At 71.8% G+C, this 20,702-nt stretch carries 12 protein-coding genes and 1 pseudogene; 7 read left to right on the top strand and 6 right to left on the bottom strand.

Annotated features, from left to right (window positions below):
* Positions 1-806 precede the first annotated feature (806 nt).
* From ACIRJT_RS24170 to ACIRJT_RS24145, 6 genes and pseudogenes are all read right to left on the bottom strand, one after another.
* Positions 807-2,138, bottom strand: coding sequence for a hypothetical protein (locus tag ACIRJT_RS24170; protein ID WP_403912457.1), 1,332 nt, complete (start codon positions 2,136-2,138; stop codon positions 807-809).
* Complete coding sequence (locus tag ACIRJT_RS24165; protein WP_403912454.1) at positions 2,135-4,123, bottom strand: hypothetical protein; 1,989 nt, start codon at positions 4,121-4,123, stop codon at positions 2,135-2,137. The genes ACIRJT_RS24170 and ACIRJT_RS24165 overlap by 4 nt, the downstream gene beginning before the upstream one ends.
* Positions 4,120-4,932: a toll/interleukin-1 receptor domain-containing protein gene (locus tag ACIRJT_RS24160; RefSeq protein WP_403912658.1), complete on the bottom strand. Its 813-nt coding sequence runs from the start codon at positions 4,930-4,932 to the stop codon at positions 4,120-4,122. The genes ACIRJT_RS24165 and ACIRJT_RS24160 overlap by 4 nt, the downstream gene beginning before the upstream one ends.
* Before the next feature lie 177 nt (positions 4,933-5,109).
* Entirely contained in the window at positions 5,110-6,333 is a 1,224-nt protein-coding gene (locus ACIRJT_RS24155) for a helix-turn-helix domain-containing protein (protein ID WP_403912452.1), read from the bottom strand.
* 360 nt (positions 6,334-6,693) lie between these two features.
* The gene (locus ACIRJT_RS24150) at positions 6,694-10,023 is read right to left on the bottom strand and encodes a WD40 repeat domain-containing protein (protein WP_403912450.1); all 3,330 of its coding nucleotides are present in this window, start codon (positions 10,021-10,023) and stop codon (positions 6,694-6,696) included.
* Between the two features lie 227 nt (positions 10,024-10,250).
* Positions 10,251-10,316 (bottom strand): annotated as a pseudogene (locus tag ACIRJT_RS24145) (hypothetical protein); the annotation flags it as partial.
* 381 nt (positions 10,317-10,697) lie between these two features.
* Here ACIRJT_RS24145 and ACIRJT_RS24140 point away from each other — a divergent pair.
* The 7 genes from ACIRJT_RS24140 (at position 10,698) to ACIRJT_RS24110 (ending at position 20,629) form a co-directional block, all read left to right on the top strand.
* On the top strand, positions 10,698-12,104 hold the full coding sequence (locus tag ACIRJT_RS24140; RefSeq protein ID WP_403912448.1) for a glycosyltransferase family 39 protein: 1,407 nt from the start codon (positions 10,698-10,700) through the stop codon (positions 12,102-12,104).
* A 469-nt stretch (positions 12,105-12,573) separates the two neighbouring features.
* Positions 12,574-14,334, top strand: coding sequence for a lysyl oxidase family protein (locus ACIRJT_RS24135; RefSeq protein ID WP_403912445.1), 1,761 nt, complete (start codon positions 12,574-12,576; stop codon positions 14,332-14,334).
* 420 nt (positions 14,335-14,754) lie between these two features.
* Positions 14,755-15,477 (top strand): Crp/Fnr family transcriptional regulator, encoded by a 723-nt coding sequence (locus ACIRJT_RS24130; protein WP_403912442.1) that lies wholly within the window; start codon positions 14,755-14,757, stop codon positions 15,475-15,477.
* A gap of 92 nt (positions 15,478-15,569) precedes the next feature.
* Entirely contained in the window at positions 15,570-16,421 is an 852-nt protein-coding gene (locus ACIRJT_RS24125) for a hypothetical protein (RefSeq protein ID WP_403912440.1), read from the top strand.
* Between the two features lie 2 nt (positions 16,422-16,423).
* Positions 16,424-19,036: a hypothetical protein gene (locus tag ACIRJT_RS24120; RefSeq protein WP_403912439.1), complete on the top strand. Its 2,613-nt coding sequence runs from the start codon at positions 16,424-16,426 to the stop codon at positions 19,034-19,036.
* Entirely contained in the window at positions 19,029-20,081 is a 1,053-nt protein-coding gene (locus ACIRJT_RS24115; protein ID WP_403912436.1) for a hypothetical protein, read from the top strand. The genes ACIRJT_RS24120 and ACIRJT_RS24115 overlap by 8 nt, the downstream gene beginning before the upstream one ends.
* Positions 20,078-20,629 carry a Pycsar system effector family protein gene (locus ACIRJT_RS24110; protein ID WP_403912434.1) on the top strand — a complete coding sequence of 184 codons (552 nt, stop codon included), beginning with the start codon at positions 20,078-20,080 and terminating at the stop codon, positions 20,627-20,629. Before ACIRJT_RS24115 ends, ACIRJT_RS24110 begins: the two co-directional genes overlap by 4 nt.
* The last annotated feature ends 73 nt before the right edge of the window (positions 20,630-20,702 follow it).

Genomic DNA, 20,702 nt, shown 5'->3' with positions numbered 1-20,702 from the left:
CGAGTCGCCAAGGAGCTGTCGCGGACCTGACGCACCAGTTGAGCGCGGCGCCGTCTTGCATGTGCCCGCCCGCGTGCCCAGCAGATCCGTTCCAAGAGCGTCCTGTTACCTCGGCGCTGTGACGTAGCCGTCATGGCCAGGGCCCATAACGACATCGTCCAAGCAGCAAAAATGAGCGCCCCAAGCTCAGCTTTCGACACGTAATTCCCCTCCAGAGCATCGTGGGGCGCAGCCCCATCGGCATGTCCCAATGCCCAGGGGAGATCCGCAAAATGCCTCACTGTCAGCGAGAAGACCTGTGCGAGCCGAGGACTGCCGGTCTGATCACCGCAGACCCGTGGCCGGTTGAGAATCGGTCCATCGACCTGGCAAGAAAGCTCAGTTCCGTGGTCTCAGTCCTGGTCTCATTCGCCTACGTCCGGGACCGTTCAAGGTCCCGCCGATCACTGACTCCATCGCAGGTCAGAACACTCCTGGTCTTCCCCGGACCCCCGGACGAACATTTGGAAAGCGTGTTGGGGGCAACCCCTCACGAGTTCGAATCTCGTATCCTCCGCCATTGCTCTCACCGGGCAATACGTCGAAGGCCCCCGCAGCTCGCTGCGGGGGCCTTCGACGTTGGCGGTCCCCGCAGCTCGCTGCGGGGGCCTTCGACGTTGGCAGTCTCAGTTCTGGTCTCATTCATTTCCGAGTGAACGGGATCCGGCTGCCCGAGTAGCGGTGTGGGTCGGGCCGGGGTGGTGCACGCCCCCTCCCCTGCCTCACCCCGGCCCCCCTGCTCAGTGCATCGGGGGACGGGCACGGGCTCATCGCTCACCCCCGGGCCATTCAGAGCCAGGGCCGGTCCGGGCCCATGCGCCGGCGTCGAACTGCCGGTTGTGATCACCCGCTTCGGCGGACGCGCCTTCCGATGCCGTCCGCCGGCTGCCGGTGCTCGACGGTTCCGCCCCGTCGGACGGGTGGCCGGCCGCATCTCCGCCTTGCGGGGGCGGCGGCCAGGAGGCAGGTGTGGCCGGCGGCGGATCCTCCGTATCGGTCTCCGATGGGCCGGCGGAAGGGCGTCCGCCCTCGTGGGCGGTCCGGCGCATGTGCCTGCGGATGTGCTCCGCGGCCTCCGGCCGGCCCGCCGCGTCCGACGTACGCGCGAGGCGGTCCAGGAACACCCTGGTCTCGTCCGACCCTCCGGTGAATCCCTCGCTGTCCAGCCAGGCGGCCAGGAGATCGGCCGGCGGTTCCTGTCCCGCTGCCGGACGGATCGGGCCGAGGTCCGGCGGGTTCTGTCCACCGCCGGGCTCCGGGTGGTCGAATCCGCTCATCGGCTCCCCTTCCACCGGCTTCCCGCGGCCCCGTACCAGATCGCGGTACTCCTCGGGGATCTCCTCGTCGTTGGCAGCGGCGGACAGGACTGTCAGAGGAGCGATCATCTCCACCGCACGCTCGATCTGATCGTCGTGGCGGGCCATCCACCAGACCACCGCGTTGCCGGGGCTCCGCAGAACCTCCTCTCCCAGGTACTCCCGGAGGTTGCGCTCGTGCTGCCGGCGGCTCTCCCAGCTGCCCATGGCCTTGCGCAGCCCGTCCAGTTCTTCCAGGTGCTCCCGGTCCCTGGGCCGCAGGACCAGCCTGATGTCCGTGGCGAACGCCTCCACCAGCCCCGAACCGTCCAGGGCCGGTGTTCCCAGCACCCCCTCCAGCGAACGCTCCAGGAACGTGCACCGGCCTGGGTCCTCGGTCAGCGTCATGCTCTCCACACGTCGCAGGACGGACGTCGCGGCCAGGGCGGTCGGGTTGCCGTGCGCAGAGGGGGCGAATCTCCCGGCGGGCCGCCACCAGACGGAGGCGGAGAACAGGAAGGGGCAGTCCTCGACGGCGCTCTGGACAGGGACCACCACGATCGACGTTTCCTGGTACGGGACTTCGGCCGGAGGCTCGGGGACAAACTCGTCCAGGTCCGGGCCAGAGGCTCTGGGACGCGTTCCCTCCGCACGCGACACCCTCATATCGATCAGCAGAGCACCGGCGATGAGCGCAGGCAGGAGGAACCACATCCAGAGCGGACGGCCGAGCGCGACTCCCACCGCCAGGGCGGTGACAACGAATCCGCCGGACATGAGGCGCGTGATGTGCTGGGGACTCATGGTCCTTCCCTTGTCTCTCGCGCACCCGGAACCGGGGCGAGGCCCCCGACCCCTTGTGCAAGGTCGATTTCTCGGCAGAACCGGTCGGCGGTCCGCACACGGTGGTCGCGCTGGGCGCGGAGACGCTCAGGCATGTCGGCGGGCTCCGTCTCGGCCCAGTCGCACGTCGTCACATAGAGCTGGTTCAACAGGTCCCGGTCTCCGTAGGCAGCCAGCAGCAATGCCTTCAGGACCCCCTCCCCCGCCTGTCGAAGCGTCAGGGCGGCGAGCCAGCGCTGCACCGACGGGGACCAGGCGCGCGCCGGCTTCCCTGCCATCACGGCCCGCCAGGCGAGGACGAACGCCTGCCAGGGCGGGTGGAAGCTCAGTTCGGCAGGGTCGAGCAGCGCCAGGAGTACCTCAAGGCCGCCGTCCGCCGGTCTCGCCCGCGCCAGAAGGCGGTGCACCAGCCGCCCGTACAGCCGGCGGTTGCCGCGCGCCAGCTCCAGGACGGCGGAGCGGGCCGCCGCCTTGATGTCCTCGGGGTTCTCCTGCCGGAGCGCGAGATGCCTGAGCCGGACCATGGCCTGCTCCGGATGGGTGACGGCCATCACCTGCCGGCACACGACCGTCAGCACGCGCGCGAGATCGGGCGCCATGCGTGCCGTCGTCACCCACTGGTACACGTGAGAGCGGAAAAGTGCCCCGTATCGCTCGTGGCTGAGGCCCAGTTCGAGCGCCGCCGCGGCCTCGGCCCGCAGCCGGCCCTCTGCCGAGGGGTCGGTCCATTTCCCGATGAGCAGGTGCAGATCACCGGGTCGATCGGTCCGCAGGGCCTGTTCCGCGAAGCGGGCGACCAGACGCGCGCGGTCCTCCGCTCCGAGGCCGGAAAGCTCCACGCACTTCCCCACCCAGTCCCGGAAGTCCGCGCGCAGGTCGGGGAAGTTCTCCCAGAAGTGCCGTCTGAGCGCGTCGTCGTAAGCGAGCCTGACGAACCGCACCCGCCCGTCGTCCTCCCGGGCGAGGGACAGCTCCTCGAACTGCTCGTCCAGACCCGCCCGGGCCAGTCTGGGCGTTTCGTCCTGAGGGTGTCCCAGGACGCCCAGGAGGCTCTGCGCGGCGCTCAGCACCGTGTCCGCCGGTCCGCCACTCGTCATGCTCGCCGCGAGCAGCAGTGCTCGTTCCTCCGCGCCTCGGTGCTGCCGCAGGTCTCCGGCCACCTGTTGCGACCAGTTGGTCGCGGCGGCCACGGCCTCGTCACGCCAGTGCTCGAAGTTCGTGCCGCGGCCGGCCCGGTCCCGGGCCTGGACCACCAGGCCCGCCAAGCGGTCCAGCTCCCGTAGGGGAGCGGTCCCGAGCAGATGGGGCAGATCGCCGTGGTCCAGCTGCTCGTGCTCGAACCTCACGCCCCGCACCCTCAGATGCCGACTGAGGACCGCCCGCCCGCCCGGCCGTTCGAGGTGCACGGCCAAGGGGGCGAGTTCCGCATCGAGCAGCCGTTCCAGGCCGGACGGAGTCACGGTGACCAGCCGGGCGCCGCTCTCCTCGGCCAGCGCGCGGTAGGACATGAGCGTGCGCTGAGCAGCCGGGTACTCGCTGTCGCCGATGCTCGACAGGTCCAGCAGATAGCGGTCGTCCGGCGACAGGTCGAGGGGCTCCTCCTCCCTGACCGTGGGCAGTTCCTCGATGCGGCTGCCCGGCACCGATGCCTCCACCAACAGCATGGTTGCCGCGGAGCGCCGGCCGATCCCGGGCGGGCCTTCCAGGAGCACCACCGCACCGGGCCGCGCCAGCCGGTCGGCCGCCCGGGCGTATCCGCCCGGCCATACGAAGCACTTGGCGAGCCGCCGCCGGTGCTCACGTACGATCTCCCGCCGATCGACCCCGGCCCTGACCAGGGGGGCTCGGGGGTCGATCGAGTAGTAGTAGGTGTTGTTCTGGTCACCGCCACCGCTGTGGACCGGTCCCCGCGGGTCGCTGATCGACGTACCACCCGTGTCGGTCAACGTTCCTCGTCCACGGGCCGCCCGTTCCGGTCCGCCCTCTGCCGGACTTCCCCGTGGTTCTCGCCCACGTACTGCACACCGCCTCCGTCGCCGGAGATACGCGGGCCCAGATACTGCTCACGCGCCTGATACAGGTGCCCGCTCCCGGTGTGGACCGGGCCCTGGGCCTCGCTGACAAAGGTTCCGGAGAAGTCTCCCTTGAGATTGCCGATCCCCCCGCGCTGGCGGTGCTTGATCACTTTGGCCTGCGTCCGGGCGTCTTTGGCCCCATCCCTGTCAGTGCCGTGGTCGTCGGCCGACGGTGCCGGACGGGCCCGGTAGCCGTTGCTCCGCGCGGCGGATCCCAGTTCGGGCAGCAGCTCCACGAGATCGTCGGCCAACCCCGTCAGGTCGGCGTCCGCGTTGCGGTGGCTGAGCCGCCGGTACTGGCAGGAGGCCAGGGCCTCGATGTCGCCGGGAAGATCGTCGGGACGCAGTCTCTTCGCCCCACCGACCAGCAGAGGAATGACCACAGCCCCGGTCTCGAGCGCTTCCCGGATCTCCCGCCGGGTCCAGTCGTCCTCGTCCTCCAGAGGGCTCCTGCCGCCGGGACCTCCCGGCTCCAACCAGCGGGGCCCCATTACGGCCAGCAGCACGCTGCTGCGCCGGACCGCGGTGAGCAGTTCCTGGGGGAACCGGCTTCCCAACCGGATGGACTTGCTCGCCCGGAAGACATGGCCATCGCCGAACACCCTGGAGAGTTCTCTTTCCACGAGTGTGGCGGTGGCTTCCTCGTCATTGGTCCGGTAATTCACAAAGATCAAAGGCATGCGGAATTCCGCTTCTGTGTGATGTTCCCATTTGTGACGGAAAGACAAACGATCCCGATGGGATGCCGAAGACTCGGAGGGTCGGAGCCGAAGGTTCTGAGCCGGACAGACTCCCCAGCACGGCGAGGAGCAGCCGAATTACTCTGTCGCCGAGACTCCTGTGACCGAGAACAACCCTCAGCGACCAGCGCCGAGTACGTTGGCGAGTGCGGGCCGGAGCCCGCGCACCGCCGGGTTTCCACGGAACCGTGACCATTCACGGTCCAGCCGGCGCACGTCCGTACGGACGGTGGCCGAGGGAGCGACGCTCATGAAAGCCAGCAGTTCGCGGGCCGTTTCGCAGGACCGCTCGATCTCACCCGACGCGGCGAGCGCCAGGGCATGCCGGAGGCCGTACCGCGCGCGGGTGTTCAGTGCGTGGGGTGCGATGCGCCGGCACTGGTGCTCCAGCAGGTCGGCAGACTGCCGGGGGCGGCCCAGGTCGTAGAGGCACCACCCCTCCACCATCGATACCGGATCCTTGAGCTGGGTGGTGCCGAGCACCGGGCCCCCCGATGGGTCCACGTCGGCCGCCAAGAGATCACGCGCCCGCTCCAGCGCTCTTCCGCAGGCCCTTTCGTCACCGGCGAGGGCGTGCCCCTGGGCCTCGCGCTGGGCCGCCAGTCCTCTGATCCTGGGGGGCGTGGCGCTGCGCTGAGCCTGTCGGGCGAGCGCGATCGTCCGGGGCGCGTCCCCGTCGTAATAGGTGACGAGCGCACGACGGACCAGCGCATAGTCCGCCAGGTCCGCGTCCCCACCGGCCTGCGCCAGCTCCACCGCCTCGGCCGTGGCGCGCAGCGCGGTGGTCTCGTCCCCGTTCTCCTGGGCCATCCACCCGATGTACTCGGCGAAGCGGGACGCGGTGATGAGCAGGCCGGTCCGGGAGGATCCCGTGGTGCGGGAGGCCAGCGTGGTGACGGTGGATGCCTGCGAGCGGAGAACGGGCAGCATCGCTGCCGGCGCCAGGCTCTGGCCCAGTCGCTTCATCTGGTGCAACTGTTCCTGGAAGAGGGCGCCCGGTGGCAGGTCCTGGTCGCCAACATCACCGATCCCACCCCCCTCCGCCATACGTGCGGCGAGCAGGGAGCCCACCCCTGTGGCAATCACCCGGCGCCGCGCGGGCCTCGGCCTGCTTGCGGCCGACCGGTCATCCGCGGAGAGCAGTCGGCGCAACCGCCCGCCGGCATTGAAGTAGGCGTCACAGCACTGGGCCAGATTCATCGTGGGGGGATTTGCACCCCGCTCGATCTTGGAGAGATGCCCCGTGCTGTACGTCGTGACTTTCGCCAGCTGCTTCAGCGTCATTCCGGCTTCTTCACGCAGCCGGCGCAGCTCCGCACCGAAACGTAACGGGACGTCCATACCCCTACCTTTCCAACGTCCTGGACAGCCGACTTATCCCTCGGCCGCCCCTTAAGAAGATTCTGGCACGGCCTCGCGTCGTTCTGTCGGGTAAAGGGAAGTTTCATGTTTCCTCCCTCTGTTCGGGCGCGAGAAACGGATACGCAGCCCATGGCATCGTGCTGTGGCTGCGACCAGCAAGCAGGCGTTGCCGGAACGCGCGGCACCGGGGAAGCCGCGTGAAGAAGCAGTCCGGTGAGCCCTGGCAGCGAGCGCTGCGCGTCTTCGTGCTCGGCTGCGGCGCCCTGTCCCCGGCCATGCGTGGTGACCGGAAGATGATCGCGTGGTCCGATCTCGCGGCCCGGGGTGTGGCCGAGGTGCTCAGCAGGTCTCGCGATAGGCGGTTTCGGGCAGATAGGCGTCCCACTGTTCTGCCCCGAGCCCGCCCCCGGCCCGATCGCACACGTCGCCCGCCGCACGTTGCGGGTCGAGCACACCGATCTCCCGATGCACGCCGTGCGGGGTCGCGATGCGCAGCCTGTCGGCGCCGTCCGTGAATCCGAGGCCGAGGATCCGGCCTTCGCCGGCCTGGACAAGGGTGCCCGGGGTGCCGGGCGAGCCGGTTTCCCACACGCGTACGGAACCGTCCTCGGCTCCGACCGCGACGAACTCGCCGTCGGCCGAGAAGGCGACAGGCAGCGGTTCGTTCCGTACCTCGTGGTCCGATTGCGCGAGGACCGCGATCCGGTGCCGGCCGAGGCGGTCCCAGAGAGTGACCCGGCCATCACGGGAGCTGACCGCCAGATGGTTTCCGTCCTGGCTGAACCGCGCGGCCCGCAGCGTGTCCTGGCCGTGCAGGCCGGTGACTCTGCGGCCGGTGCCCAGGTCGTACTGATCGCCGTTCGACGCGAGCAGAGCGGTCGCCTCCGGTGTCAGGAAGACGGAGTGCGTCTCCGTCCGGGTGCGCAGCAGGCGTTTCCTGGCCTGCTCGGAGACCCGCCACACCTCGACGACCCTCGGGGCGTCGTTCTGCCCGCCGATCGGTCGCGACGTGGCGAACAGCAGGGACGTGGCGTCCGCGCCCACGGCGATGGTCTCGATCAGATCCGGCACCTTGATGCGCGCGGCTTCGCGTCGGTGTGCCACGTTCCACAGGCGAACCTCGGAGCCTCCGTACGCGACGGTACGGCCGTCCGGCGAGAAGGCCACGTGAGGTGTCGCGACCCCGGGGGCCCGGCCCGGCAGGGCGGTCGTCCTGCCGCCGCGTTCGTGCAGCCGGAACTCCCAGTCCTGACCGTCCCGCCGCGTCGTCACGGCCGTGTTCCCGTCCGCGCTGAACTCGGCCTGCCGGTAGGGCTGTCCTTGCTTCCGGTAGGGCTGACCTTGACGCCCGGGCACGGTCGCCTCCAGTACGGCGCGAACATCGAGCGTCCTCACCGTGCTCGCACCGCCGACGACGAAGCGCAGCACCCCGTCCGCCGGATCGACCCGTGGCTCGACGACGTAGGGCCCGTCCGGTGTGTAGGTCGTCAATGGGCGGTCCGGGCGCGCCAGGTGCCACAGGGCCATGTCGCCCTGGACGGTGACGGCGTACGCGCCGTCGGCGCTGAACGACGCCTCCGGCCTGTCCTCTCCGCCCGTCCTGATCCTGGGCCGCTCCCGGCCGTCCCGCACATCCCAGGTACGGACTCCGCCTTCCACGGCGACGGCAAGGGCGCGGCTGTCGGGCAGGAACGTGAACCGGGCGCCCTCGTCGCACAGTTCGCGGTCCGCCTCTCGGGTCCAGGGTGCGGGTATGCGGCGCTTCGACTCAAGGTCCCAGACCGACAGTCGGGCGGCCTCGTACGCGCAGGCGGCCAGGAGCTTCCCGTCGGGGCTCAGCTGGGCGATGGGTCCGTCACCCTCGCGTGCTCCCGCGGCGAACACGAGCCGCCCCGTCTCCACGTCCCACACCTGAACCCTGGACCCCCTGCGCTCCTTGTCGGCGTCCTCGGTGAGGAGCAGCCGCCCGTCGGGGCCGAACTCCGCTTCCGGATAGCCCCCCTGAAGGCGACCGAGTCGCCGCGCCCGCTGTCCGTCGCGCAGGTCCCGCACGACGACGGCGCCCAGGCCGTCGAGATACGCGACCCGCCCGGCGTCGCGACTGACCGCGAGAACCGATGCGAACGCGTCGCCCGGGATCCTGGTCGCGCCGAGTGAGCGGCCGGTGCGTGAGTCCCACCGATACACCCGGTCCCTGCCGGTCTTTGTCAGGATCCGGCCGTCCGCACTGAGCCGGCCCTGGGATTGCAGGTCACCCGTGCCGTCGCGCGGTGTGAACGACGACAGCTCGCGCTGGGAGGCGGCGCCCCGCACCGCCTCCCGGGTCTCCGGCAGGTCGGCGATCCGCCAGGACGCCAGACTCAGCCGCATGGCCAGGCGCGGGTCCGAGGTGCGCAGGGCTGTCGCGACACCGGCGACGCGGCGGGCCTCGGCCTCGTCGTGGCGGCGGTCGCTGACGCGGCTCTGCTGCCGGGCCACCGTGCCGGCGACCGCGGCCAGGCAGATCAGCAGGGCGAGGGCCGCCAGCAGAGAGCGGCGGCGCCGGGCTCCACGTGTGCGTGCTCGTAGCGCCTGCTCGTGGGCGGCCAGGCTCGCGAGGTGGAAGTCGCCCTCCAAGGCCGTCAGCTCCTCGGACCCGCCCGACCCCCGAGCCCGGTCGTTCCTGTCACCGAACGCGTCACGAGCCGCCGAGAGCCGTACGCCCCGATACAGGGCCCCGGGGTCCCGGTCCAGTGCCTCCCACGCACGGGCGGCCTCCGTCAGCGCCCGATGCAGACGCAGCCGTTCCCGGTCGGCCTCGATCCAGCCTCGTAGCCGTGGCCATGCGGTGAGCAGGGCTTCGTGGGCGAGGTCGACCGTGGCACCGTCGACGGTGAGCAATCGGGCCCGTACCAACTCCTCCAGGACGGCCGACTCCGCGACCGACGAGGGGACTTCGGCACGGTCCACGGGCCGGCGGGTGTCCTGCGTGCCGTCGCCCGGCGAAACCATGCGCAGCAGCAGCCTACGGGCGGCGGCGGCCTGCTCGTCGGTGAAGCGGGCGTACACCGTCTCCGCGGTGTGGGCGATGGCGCCGCGCATCCCACCGATCGAGTCGTACGCCTGTTCGGTGAGGGTCTTGCCCCGGCGCCGGCGCCAGACCTCGAGGAGAGCGTGTGCCATCAGCGGCAGACCACCCGGCTGCCTCTCGACGTCGGCAACGATGCGAGCGGTCAACGCCTTCTCCACGAGGAGGCGGTCGCGCTGTGCCGGTCCGATGACGGCCTCCCTGAGCTGGGCGGATGTCATCGGGCCGACAAGAAGCGTGGCGGATCGCACGGCGTCGGCGAGCGGACCGTGATCGGCGCAGCGGCCGTAGAAGTCGGCGCGCACGGCGATGACGACGCGTAACCGGCTCTCGGGTGCGCGGGCGGCGAGCAGCGCGTCGACGAACCGGGCCCGGGAGGAGTCGTCCCGGCAGAGCGTGAACAGCTCCTCGAACTGGTCGATCAGGACGATCGTGTCGCCCTCTTCGGCAGCGACCGGCGCGAGCAGGGCGGCATCGGGGTGATCCGACGGGGTGATGACACGGACGAGGGCGGGCCTGCGCCGCGGATCCGGTTCGTCTCGCAGGGCGGGGACCAGCCCGGCACGCAGCAGGGAGGACTTGCCGCTGCCGGAGCCGCCCACCAGTGCGACGACGCGGCGGCCAGTTCCGCGACGAGTTCACCGCGCCCGAAGTAGGTGTCCCGGTCGTCGGGTTCGAACCGGGCCAGACCCTTGTAGGGGGAGGTCGCCACCTCCTCCCCGGCCTCGGCCTCCGCGGCGGCGTCTGCGGTGGCCTCGCGCCATCGCCGCTCCCAGTCCACCTCGTCTCCACCGCAGGCGCGCACATAGGCGAGCAGCACGGGCAGAGTCGGCACCCGTCCACCGGACGCGGCGGCGGACAGGGTCGGGGCCGAGAATCCGACGTCCTCGGCCATCGCCCGGTAGGTGGGGGCACCGGCTTCCCCACGCAGCCTCCGCAGCTCGGACGCGAGGCGTGGGGCGGCGCCCGCAGCCGGGTCGAGCGGCTTCTCGCGGCGCCCCATCGGTGACCTGCCCCCGTCATGTGATGCGCGCCCTCATGCCACGGACGCGTCCCCCAACAGCCCCATGACCCTATCGGGCAGCGTTCCCTTCCTCCGGCGACCTCCCGGCAATTGATAGGCCCTCGGGACGGGGGCTGCGCATCAATTCCCCGGCGGTTGAACTCGACCTGCTGCCCCACCCGTCGAGACATGCAGGAGACAGCCATCGCCGCCGCCTAAACGCTCAGGCCTCCCGCACCGCCCCGCGCCGCACCCGCTCCTCGCGCGCGAGCGGTGCTGGTTCGGCACCGCGTCGTCGTCGCGCCGGTGCTGCTCACGCTCGTGCTCGGCCTCTGGGGGATCCGGCGCGGTGATGCCGTCTGGCATGACGAGGCCGTGACGATCGGGCTCGCGAGTCGCGATCTGCCCGATCTGTGGCAGACATCAGGACGCGTCGACGCCGTGCACGGTCTCCACTACCTGCTGATGCACTGCCTGTTCGACGCCTTCGGCACCGACGTGCTCGTACTGCGGCTGCCCTCGGTGCTCGCGATGGCCGTGGCCGCGGCCGGTGTCGCGATGCTCGCCGTGCGTCTGGCAGGGCCGCGTGCCGGGCTGTTCGCGGGCGTCGTGTTCGCTGTGCTGCCCCGGGTGCAGCAGTACGCGCAGGAGGGGCGCTCGTACGCGCTGGTCTGCGCGCTGGTCGTCTGGGCGACATACGCCCTGGTGCGAGCGGTCGAGCGCGACCGGCGGGGCATGTGGGCGGCGTACGCGGGGCTGCTGCTCGCGGCCTGTTGGCTGCACGAGTTCGCGGTGCTCGCGGTGGCCGCGCATGCTCTGTTCGTGCCGCGTGCGAGGCTCCGGGCCTTCGCCGGGTCGGCTGGGTGCGTCGCCGTGGGGCTCGCCCCTCTCGTGCTGGTGAGTATGCGGCAGTCCAGCCAGGTGGGCTGGCTGGATGCGACGAGGTCCGGCGAGTACGTCCGCTACTCGCTCACGGTCGGCCTGTCTCTGGCTGCGGCGGCCATCGCCGGGGCGCGGCGGCGGACCCGCACCGCACGCGAGGGCCGGCTGATCGCCCTCGGTCTCGGCCTCTTCCTCGCGCCGACCGGGCTCCTGATGCTGTTGTCCCTGGCCAAGCCCCTGTACCTGGACCGCTATGTGGTCTACGGCGCCGCGGGCCTCGCGCTGCTCCTCGGCGCCGCGTTCGACCAGGCGCTGCGGCTCGGGCGAAGGGTCCGCGCGGGCGCGGTCACCGCCGCTGTCGTCGCCTGCGCGATGGTGGTGCCGACCGCCCTTGAGCTGCGCACTCCCGCAAGCCGCTCGGACGACATGACCGCACTCGCCGCAACCCTGCGCGAGACCACCCGGCCCGATGACGGCGTGGTCTACCTGTCCGTGAAGCGCAGAGCATGGGAACTCGCCGATTCCAGGCCCGTCGCGGGAGTGGATCTTGCGCGGGCGCGCGGCCCGGCCGCCTCGCACAGCCTGTACGGCACCGAGGTGGCGCCCGACGAGCTGCGTGCGCGGATGCTCGCACGTCACCGCATCGTCGCCGTCGCCTCGCCGCCCGGCGTCGCGGTGGATGACGACGAGAGGGCCAGGACGAAGCGGGAGACGCTCGCCGAGCACTTCGAGGTGTGCGGCGAGCGCGTGGTCGCAGGTTCGGTCATCACGGTCCACGCACGAACCAACCACTGCTGAGACCGGGGCCGCGAGCATCTCGCGGTTGCGGGACCCCGGCCTCGCACCATTTCTCACGTCGTGGTTCCGGACGGCCCTTCGGCGTACTGGCTCAGCCCGGCAACCGGTTCCCGACCGGGCCCCGACCGAGAGCGCCGTGACCCGGCGGCGTACGGAACGAGCCCGTCCGGCCGTCGGCGCTCCTGGCCGAAAACGAGCGTCGGCGCCGGTCTGCGGAGTCGCTGCGCAGTGGCCGCGCAGTAGTAGCGCAGTAGTAGCGCCGTCAGTAGCGCCGAGGGTTTCCGCTCAGCTCCGCCACGGAGAACCGGACAGTACTTTTCGGACAACTGTGGGCCGTCCGGGTGAGTGCAGACAACCCGCGGGGCCCGCTCCGCTTCTCACAGGTCGGACACAGCGTCGCCACAGGTGAGTTGGGGCCCTGCTGCTCGTCCACGTTCCGTCACGCACCCGGAAGCCGGAAGTACGAGGAATGATGACCAGATCCCCGCAGGGCCGCACGAACCGCCTGACCCGACCCTCGATCGCCATCGCCGCGGCAGTCGCCGTGACGGCGGGCGTCGTCGCCGCCGCTCCTGGTGCCAAGACGGCGGAGCCGACGCCGAAGCTCAGCCTGATCGCCGCATCCACCTCGGTGACGCTCGACTCGTGGAAGGAGGATCCCGGCGTCTATCTGGATCTCGGTACGTATCTCACCTCCGAGAACGGCGCCTTCGAGCTCAAGGTGTCCCGGAAGTCCTACAAGGACCCGGTCGTGGCCTCGCAGGTCTTCCGGAACGGGAAGAAGACCACGACCAAGGCGCTTCCCGCCGGGCTCGTGAAGGACTTCTCCGGGCTGCCGGACTTCGCGCAGATCAAGCTCACCGACGCGGCGGGCAAGACGGTGCTGACCCAGACCGAGGCGTTCTGCCCCAACAACGCCTCCGGGCGGGTCCGGCCCGACGCGCCCGCCAACTCGAAGTATCCGCAGAGCTGTCCGGTGAACCCCTTCACCCTCGGCTCGGTGTGGGGTGTGGAGAACGGGTGGGCGTCCAACACCTACGCCGGCTACTACTCCAAGCCGGTCCAGCTGGCCGCCGGTACGTACACCGCCAAGATCAACGTGACCAAGAAGTACCGCGACCTCTTCGGCATCGCCAACCAGACCCGCACCGTCAAGGTCACCGTCCGCGAGCGCAGTTGGGAGGAGCCGCCCCCGGTTCCCGCCGGCAGCCGCAGCGCCGCGTCCGCGCACGGAGGGCATGAAGGGCACGGGACGGCCGCCGCGCCCTCCGGCCACGCCGCGCACGGCGCCCCGGCGCGTACCGAGGCGCCCGCCGCCCGGACGACCGGCGCCGGCTCCACGTTCAACGTCGGTCACGGGCCCTACCCGCCGGCTCCGGCCGCCCTGCCCTGGGCGCTGAAGAAGGAGTCGCTCCAGCGGGAGTCCTTCTCCGCGGCCAAGGTCGGCGACCGTGCCGGGCAGACCGACGGGTCCCGGCAGGCGCCGGGAGCCAAGCCCAACGCCAAGCGGCCCACCGGCAAGGCGGTCGTGCCCGACGTGCCGAAGCCGGACCTGCGCTCGCTGCCCGCGTACGGCATCACCGTCAGCGACGGCTACGAGGAGGTGCCCGGCAAGGACTACCTCGCCTTCAGCGCCAACGTGTGGAACGCGGGCCCGGCCAAGCTCGTCGTGGACGGCTTCCGTTCCCCGGGCAAGGAGCTGATGGACGCCTACCAGTACTTCTACGACGCCAACGGCAAGCAGGTCGGCTACACCCCGACCGGCACCATGGAGTGGGACCCGCGTCCCGGCCACGAGCACTGGCACTTCACGGACTTCGCCAGCTACCGGCTGCTGAAGGCCGACCAGAAGGAGTCGGTGCGCAGCGGCAAGGAGGCGTTCTGCCTGGCCAACACCGACGCCGTCGACTACACGGTGAAGAACGCCAACTGGCACCCGGACAACACCGACCTGTCCACCGCGTGCGGCCAGGAGAACTCGATCTCCGTCCGCGAGGTGCTCGACGTCGGCTCCGGCGACACCTACACCCAGGACCTGCCCGGCCAGTCCTTCGACATCACGAACCTGCCGAACGGCACCTACTACATCCAGGTCCTCGCCAACCCGGAGAACCGGCTCAAGGAGACCAACCACAACAACAACAGCGCGCTGCGCAAGGTCGTCCTCGGAGGCAAGAAGGGCGCCCGCACCGTGAAGGTCCCCGCCCATCACCTGGTGGACGCCAACTAGCGGCTATACACGGCGCGTTGAGGCGCTTCGTTCGGTACGTTCCGCCGGCCCCGGGAAGGATCCCGGGGCCGGCGGCGTGCCCGGGACCCAAACCTGAGTTCTCGCCAACTCGCCCGTGCACCCGTAACCCCGACCCCGCCCCACCGCGGCTCCGCGACCGCGCCCCCGCCCCCGCCACGACTGGGCCGGTCAGGGACATGACCGGGCGCACCCACGGTGTCCGGGGCGCCACGGACGGCTCTCCGCTGCCAGGTGGGGGCGGCGAAGGCACCTTCGGCGGACACGGTCGCCGACCAGGCAACGCACTGGTTACTCATGCGTAGTGCATGTGTGGCGCAATTCACTCCCCTCTAGGGGTGGTTCTGGGAACATCTACGCCAACGAGATCGGGCCATACATACCGCCGCGGGGGGAGTGGCCATGGGGCTGCTCGGCGATGAGCTGGCGTTCGGGCGGGCGCTGACCGCCCCGGAGTACGAGAGCGTCATGGCCCTGGGACACCGCAAGGAGTACGCGGCCGACACCCCTCTCCTGACCGAGGGCGACCGGACCGGCCATGTGGTCATCGTGGAGCGCGGCTGGGTGACCGTCTCCCACGTCACCGACCGCGGCGCCACCCGGCTCATACTCGGGTTACGCGGACCCGGCGAACTCCTGGGAGAAATGGCCGCGTTGGACCAACACCCGCGCAGCGCCACCGTACGGGCCCTCGGCACCGTCGAGGCGACCGTCATCGGCGGCGACGCGTTCCGCCGGTTCCTCGCCACCCACCCCCGGGTCAGCGGACTGGTGATCCGGCAGCTGACCTTCCGGCTGCGCAGCGCCGACCAGGAGCGCTCCGCCCTCGCCTCCCTGACCGTCCTCCAGCGCCTGGCGAGCCGGCTCACCGAGCTCTCCCGGACCGCTCCCACCGGCCCCTACGCACCGTCCGCGCCCACGTCCGGGGCCAGAACCGGGTCCACCGGCGCCGTCGTCCACCTCGCCCAGGACGAACTGGCCGCCACCGTCGGGGCGACCCGTGAAGCGGTCGCCAAGGCGCTGCGGCTGCTGCGCACCCAGAAGATCGTGCGCACCGGCACACGCATGGTGGAGATCCTCGACCCCGCGCTGCTCGCTCTCCTCGCGGAGGGGCATCGGGACTGAACGGCCCGCCGTGTGTAAACGGCTACAGACGGCCTTCGTCCCGGGCCGGAAGCTGTACGGGACGGCAAGCGCCAAGAGAGCGGGGGCACGCGGTGGAGCACGACGCGTTGGATGCCGGTGAGGCACGCTACGAGCTGGTCATCAGCGTGGACGCCAGACGTTCCGGGCAGTACGGCGACGCGGAGAAGCCGCGGATGCGGGAGCGGATCTACCAGGTCCTGGAGAACGCGTTCGCCCAGGCCGGGGTAGGCCGGGACACCGTCCACATGGAGGACCGCGGGGACGGCGTGCTGGTGTCGGTCCCGGGCCGGATCGCGGTGACGCGGCTGCTCGGCCTGTGGATGGTGGAGGTCCACGAGAACCTGCGCGAGGTGAACCCCTCCCTCCTCGTGCCGCTCGGGCTGCGGGTGGCCATGCACGTCGGGCCCGTACGCCACGACAGCCGGGGCATCAGCGGGCGTGCGGTCGACCTGACCTGCCGGCTCGCCGACTCGTCCGTCGCCCGGCAGCTGCTGGACCGTGAACAGGCCGATCTGGTGCTCGTCGTCTCCGAATCCCTCTACGTGGACGTGGTCTCGGCCGGGGGCAAGTTCATCGAGCCCGCGCGCTTCTCCTCGGCGCGGCTCGCCCTGAAGGACGGGGAGGCCACCGCCTGGTTCCATCTGCCGGGCCGGCCCGCGCCGGACGTCGGGCCGAGCACCCCGCAGGAGCCGGGCGGCCCGGCCGGTGGTCCGGGCGGTGGGCCGGCCGCCGGGCCGGACACCGCTCCGCCCGTCGACGCTCCGGCCGCCACCGCTCCGGTACGCGCACGGGACGAGCGGGACGACGGGGACGCGTCTGCCCGGTACACCGCGCGGCGCGACCTGTCCGTCCACCAGCACAACGTCTACCAGCAGCCCGTGCACATCGGCCACGTCACCGGCGACACCCCCCGGAAGGACTGAGCATGGCCGACGAAGCAGTGGCCGAGCGTTCCGCCGAGCCCGCCGCCCCGAGGGCGAAGGAGGCCCGCTCCCCCGAGGCTCCGCCGCGCGGTGGGGCGCGGGGGGACGACAAGGCCAAGGACGCCCCGGGCGGCGCGAACGCGCCCGGCTCCGCCGACGCCCCCGACTCCGACTCCGCCGCCGATGAGGCCGCCGAGCGGGAGAAGGAGCGCGAACGCGCCGCGGACCGCTTCAAGGACCGGACCCGCGACCCGCTCGCCGAGGAGCAGGGGGAGGAGGGGCCGACCGACGCCGCCGCCGCCACCCGCGCCCGACGGTCCGGACAGAGACTCCTCACCAGCGGCCGGGACTTCATCGGCCTGGACCGCTCCGACGTCGGCCAGCTCCACATCGGCGACATCAACATCCGTCTCGACGCACTGCGTTCCGGACTCTCCATGCGCAACGGCCCGGTGCCGGAGGAGGAGTTGCTGCGGATTCGCCGGACCCACATCGAGCCGGAGGGGTACGTACGGCTGCGCCGGGCACTGGAGGCCCGCCGGCTGCTGGTGCTCGGCGGGGCCCCCGGCACCGGCCGGGTCAGTACGGCGCTGGCACTCCTGGAGGAGGTCACCCGCGACGGCGAGGGCGGGCAGAACAGTGAGCGGGTGCGCCGCGCCGACCCGGAGCGAGGGATCCGCGAGCTGGCCGCGCAGGTGGTGGGCGGGGAGGGGGGCCACCTGCGCGGCACCGGGTATCTGCTGGAGCCCGCCCTGGACCGGCCGGGCACCCTGCCGCCCGACGGGATGGACCTGGACCAGCTGGCCTCGGCGCTGGCCGAGCGGGGCTCGTACGCGGTGGTCGTGGTGAGCGTCGGCTCGGCGGCCAACCCGCTGCTGGCCGGGCGGTACGGGGCGATCTGCCCGCCCGCCCCCACCCGTGAACTGGTCGCCGTCCGGCTGCGCAAGCGGCTGGAGGAGGAACACGGCGACCCGGTACGGGATGGGGGCGGCGGGGGCGAAGGCGCGGGCGGCGGCCCGGACGGGGGCCGGAGCGGGGACCGAAGCGGGGACAGCGCCCGGGACCGTGACCGCGGCCCGGACGAGGACGGCTCGCTCTCCCGGTTGCTGGAGCGTGCGGCGGAGCTGCGTGAGGATCCCGAGGTCACCGAGGCCGTGGGGCTCGACGACCTGCGGCCCGCCGAGGCCGAGCTGTTCGCCTCGCTGCTGGCCGGGCATCTCCTGGGCTCCGTGGGCCGTGCGGAGCTGCTGTCCGGCTGCCGCGGTCTCGCGGCCGTCCAGGCGTACGAGTGGTTCGCCGGGGTGGACCGGGCCCTTGCCGCCCCGCCGCCCGGCGACGGCCGGACGCCCCCCGTGCGCTCCGGAACCGCCGCCCTGTTCCACCCGGTGGCGTTCCGGATCGCACTCGCGGTCCTCGGCGGCGCCTCGCACAGCGCGGTGTCCGCCGCCGCCCACCTGCTGACCTGGGAACTGTCCGTACAGAGCGATCCGGACAGCACCCCCGCCCGCCCCCTGTTCTGCGACGACCCGGAGTCCGACCTGGCGCTCTCGCGCGCCCGGCCGGCCGACGGGACCGTCGACGTGGCGGGCGCCGAGGTGACGGGGCGGCTGATCTTCTACCGGGGGGCCGCGCTGCCCGCCGCCGTGCTCGCCGAGCTCTGGGACCGGCACTTCCCCGTCCGCGCCCCGGTCGTCCGCTGGCTGCGGCTGCTCGCCGACGACTCCCGGCCCCAGGTGTCGATGCGCGCCGCGGTGGCCGCCGGGGAACTGTCCGTACGGGACTTCGAGCACGGGTACAGCGAGCTGATCCGGCCGCTCGCCGAAGCACCCACGCCCCGCCGCAGGGTCTTCGCCGCCACCGCGCTGGACCAGGCCGCCGGTCACGCCTCGCACCGCCGGGCGGTGCGCAAGGTGGTCGACAACTGGTCGCGGCACGGCACACCGGCCCTGCGCTGGACGGCGGCCATGGCCCTGGGCTACGGCCGGTCAGCCGACTCGATGGACGACGCCCTGGACGCGCTGGCCGGGATCGGGGTCCGCGACGACGGGGAGCAGCTGGCCGTGGCCTCGTTGAACGTGGTCCGGCTGCTGACGCTCCCGGAGTGCGCCACCGTGCTGCGGCGGCTGGCCGACTGGACCGGGCACCGCGGCGAGGAGTACCAGGACCTCGCGCTGGTGAGCATCGTCCGGCTGGCGCTGACCGATGTGGACGAGGTCCTCGACGACGAGCCCGGCACCCCGCTGGGCGACCGGGGCGACTGGCCGCTGCTGCTCGCGCTGGCCGCGACCCGGCCCGAACTGACCGGGAAGCTGGCCGACCTGTTCTGGACGGCGCTCAACACCGCTCGGTCCCGGGACGTGGCGCTCGACGCCCTGGAGACCCTGTTGCGCTCCGCCTCGCGCAAGGACGGTCGCGCGTGGACACGGGAAGGACTGGCCGCGCTGCTGCCCGCCCTGATCGCCAAGGAGCAGGACCGGCGGCGGCTGGACTGGCTGCTGCGCCGAATGATGAGGGATCAGGACCGTCCGCTCACCGAGGAACGGGCGCGCGCCCTGTGGCGGCTCGCCGTGCCCGCGCGGCAGCGGCGGTCCGAAGAGGAGGAGAGTCATGGCTGAGGAGAACCGCGTGGCGGAGAACGAGGCGGTGGCCCCCTCGCGGCCCACGGGCCCGTTCCTGCGGGAGTACACGCCGACCGGCCCGTTCCGGCAGGGCGGCGCCCGCACCACGTCGGTGCTGTTCTACCGGCGGGGCTACAGCGTGGCCGGTGTCTCCGGCATCGAGCACTACGACAGGCCGCCGCTGGCCTGGCGGCCGCACACCATCTGCGAGATCGCCACCGGCACCTTCGTGACCACCCTGCGGATGGAGCTGCCCGCGTCCGGCGGCACGACGTTCTTCAAGGCGGAGGTGGACATCCAGTGGACCGTCGAGGATCCGCACCTGGTGGCGGTGCAGGTGGTCACCGACATCGCCCAGAGCCTCACCGCGCCGACCCTGGAGCGGCTGCGGGAGATCTCCGCCCAGTACCCGGTGCACCAGGCGGAGCAGGCCAACGCCGACATCACCCGGACGTGCGCCTCCGGTCGGTGGGACGACCTCGGCACCGGCCTCGGACTGCGGGTGCGGTTGTTCGTACGGCTGCGGGTGGACGACGGGACGATCGGCCACGAGGAGAGGGTCCGGAGCCAGCGGAGCGACTCCGAGCTGGCACGGATGCGCCAGGAGAACTACCTGAGGATGCTGCGGGGCGGTGAACTGGAGCAGCTCAGCCACATGTTGGCCGCCGAGCCCAAGGCGGCCAACAACTTCCTGGAGAAGATCCGTCAGGAAGGCCGGCAGGACGAGAAGGACCGGGTCGACCGGCTGTTCTCCATGATCGCCGACGGCCAGATCCATTCCGACGAGATCGAGACCCGGGTACTCGACGACCTCAGCAGGCAGCACCTCGGCGTCCAGGGCCCGATCGGCACCCGGCCCGCCCGCCGCGCCCCGCAGGAGTTGCCACCCGCCCGCGAGGAGGCGTTCACCCCCGACTGGGTGGCGGACGAGCCTCCCGTGCGGCAGCCCCGCCCGCCCGTCCGGGACGCCGAACCCGAACCGCCCGCGCCGCGCCACCGCGACCGCGACGACGGCTGGGGCTGGGCGGAGGACGACGGATGAGCGCCGACGGAACCACACGGACTTCCCCCGCCCCGACCGTGCCGGTGCCGGACGGGGGTCAGCACGGGCCGGACAGGGCGGGGGAACGCATCGCGGAACGGCTTCTGGTCACCGTGCGGGAGGACCTCGGCAGGGCCGACTCCAAGGCCGCCGTGCTGCTCTCGGGGGCACTCGCCCTGCCCGCCTTCCTCATCGGGCGGCACGGCTCCCCCGACTGGCGGGGCCCCGGCGACCTGGCGCTGGTCGTCGCGGGCGTGCTGTGGGTGGTCGCGGTGGCCGCCCTGGTCCGCGCTCTCCTGCCGCGTACGGGCACGGTCCGCGACCGGGAAGGGGTGACCTACTTCGGGGACCTGCTGGCCCCGTTCGACTACGACGTGCTGACCGCCCGCATCAACGAGGCCGGCCGCGACCCGGTCGGCTGGCTGCTCGTCCAGGCCGTGGACGTCAGCGCCATCCTGTCCGCCAAGTACCGGGCGATCCGGTGGGCGGTCGCCACGCTCGCCCCGGCGGCCGCGCTGGCTCTCGCCTGGAGCCTGGCCGCGCGCTGACCGCCCCGCACGGGTGTGCCACGTCCAGGGGCACACCATCGACAACTACACAGAGCAATCACACAAGCACTGC

The sequence above is a fragment of the Streptomyces sp. NPDC102283 genome (assembly GCF_044766265.1).
Lineage (GTDB): Bacteria > Actinomycetota > Actinomycetes > Streptomycetales > Streptomycetaceae > Streptomyces.
Note: the sequence above shows the minus strand (reverse complement) of the source record. Positions and strands in the feature narration are given on the sequence as shown.

Excerpts from the sequence above, each read along its gene's own strand:
- ACIRJT_RS24115 (WP_403912436.1), top strand. The coding sequence starts at position 19,029 with ATGGCTGAGGAGAACCGCGTGGCGGAGAACGAGGCGGTGGCCCCCTCG.
- ACIRJT_RS24135 (WP_403912445.1), top strand. The coding sequence starts at position 12,574 with ATGATGACCAGATCCCCGCAGGGCCGCACGAACCGCCTGACCCGACCC.
- ACIRJT_RS24130 (WP_403912442.1), top strand. The coding sequence starts at position 14,755 with ATGGGGCTGCTCGGCGATGAGCTGGCGTTCGGGCGGGCGCTGACCGCC.
- ACIRJT_RS24110 (WP_403912434.1), top strand. The coding sequence starts at position 20,078 with ATGAGCGCCGACGGAACCACACGGACTTCCCCCGCCCCGACCGTGCCG.
- ACIRJT_RS24155 (WP_403912452.1), bottom strand. The coding sequence starts at position 6,333 with ATGGACGTCCCGTTACGTTTCGGTGCGGAGCTGCGCCGGCTGCGTGAA.
- ACIRJT_RS24120 (WP_403912439.1), top strand. The coding sequence starts at position 16,424 with ATGGCCGACGAAGCAGTGGCCGAGCGTTCCGCCGAGCCCGCCGCCCCG.
- ACIRJT_RS24170 (WP_403912457.1), bottom strand. The coding sequence starts at position 2,138 with ATGAGTCCCCAGCACATCACGCGCCTCATGTCCGGCGGATTCGTTGTC.
- ACIRJT_RS24160 (WP_403912658.1), bottom strand. The coding sequence starts at position 4,932 with ATGCCTTTGATCTTTGTGAATTACCGGACCAATGACGAGGAAGCCACC.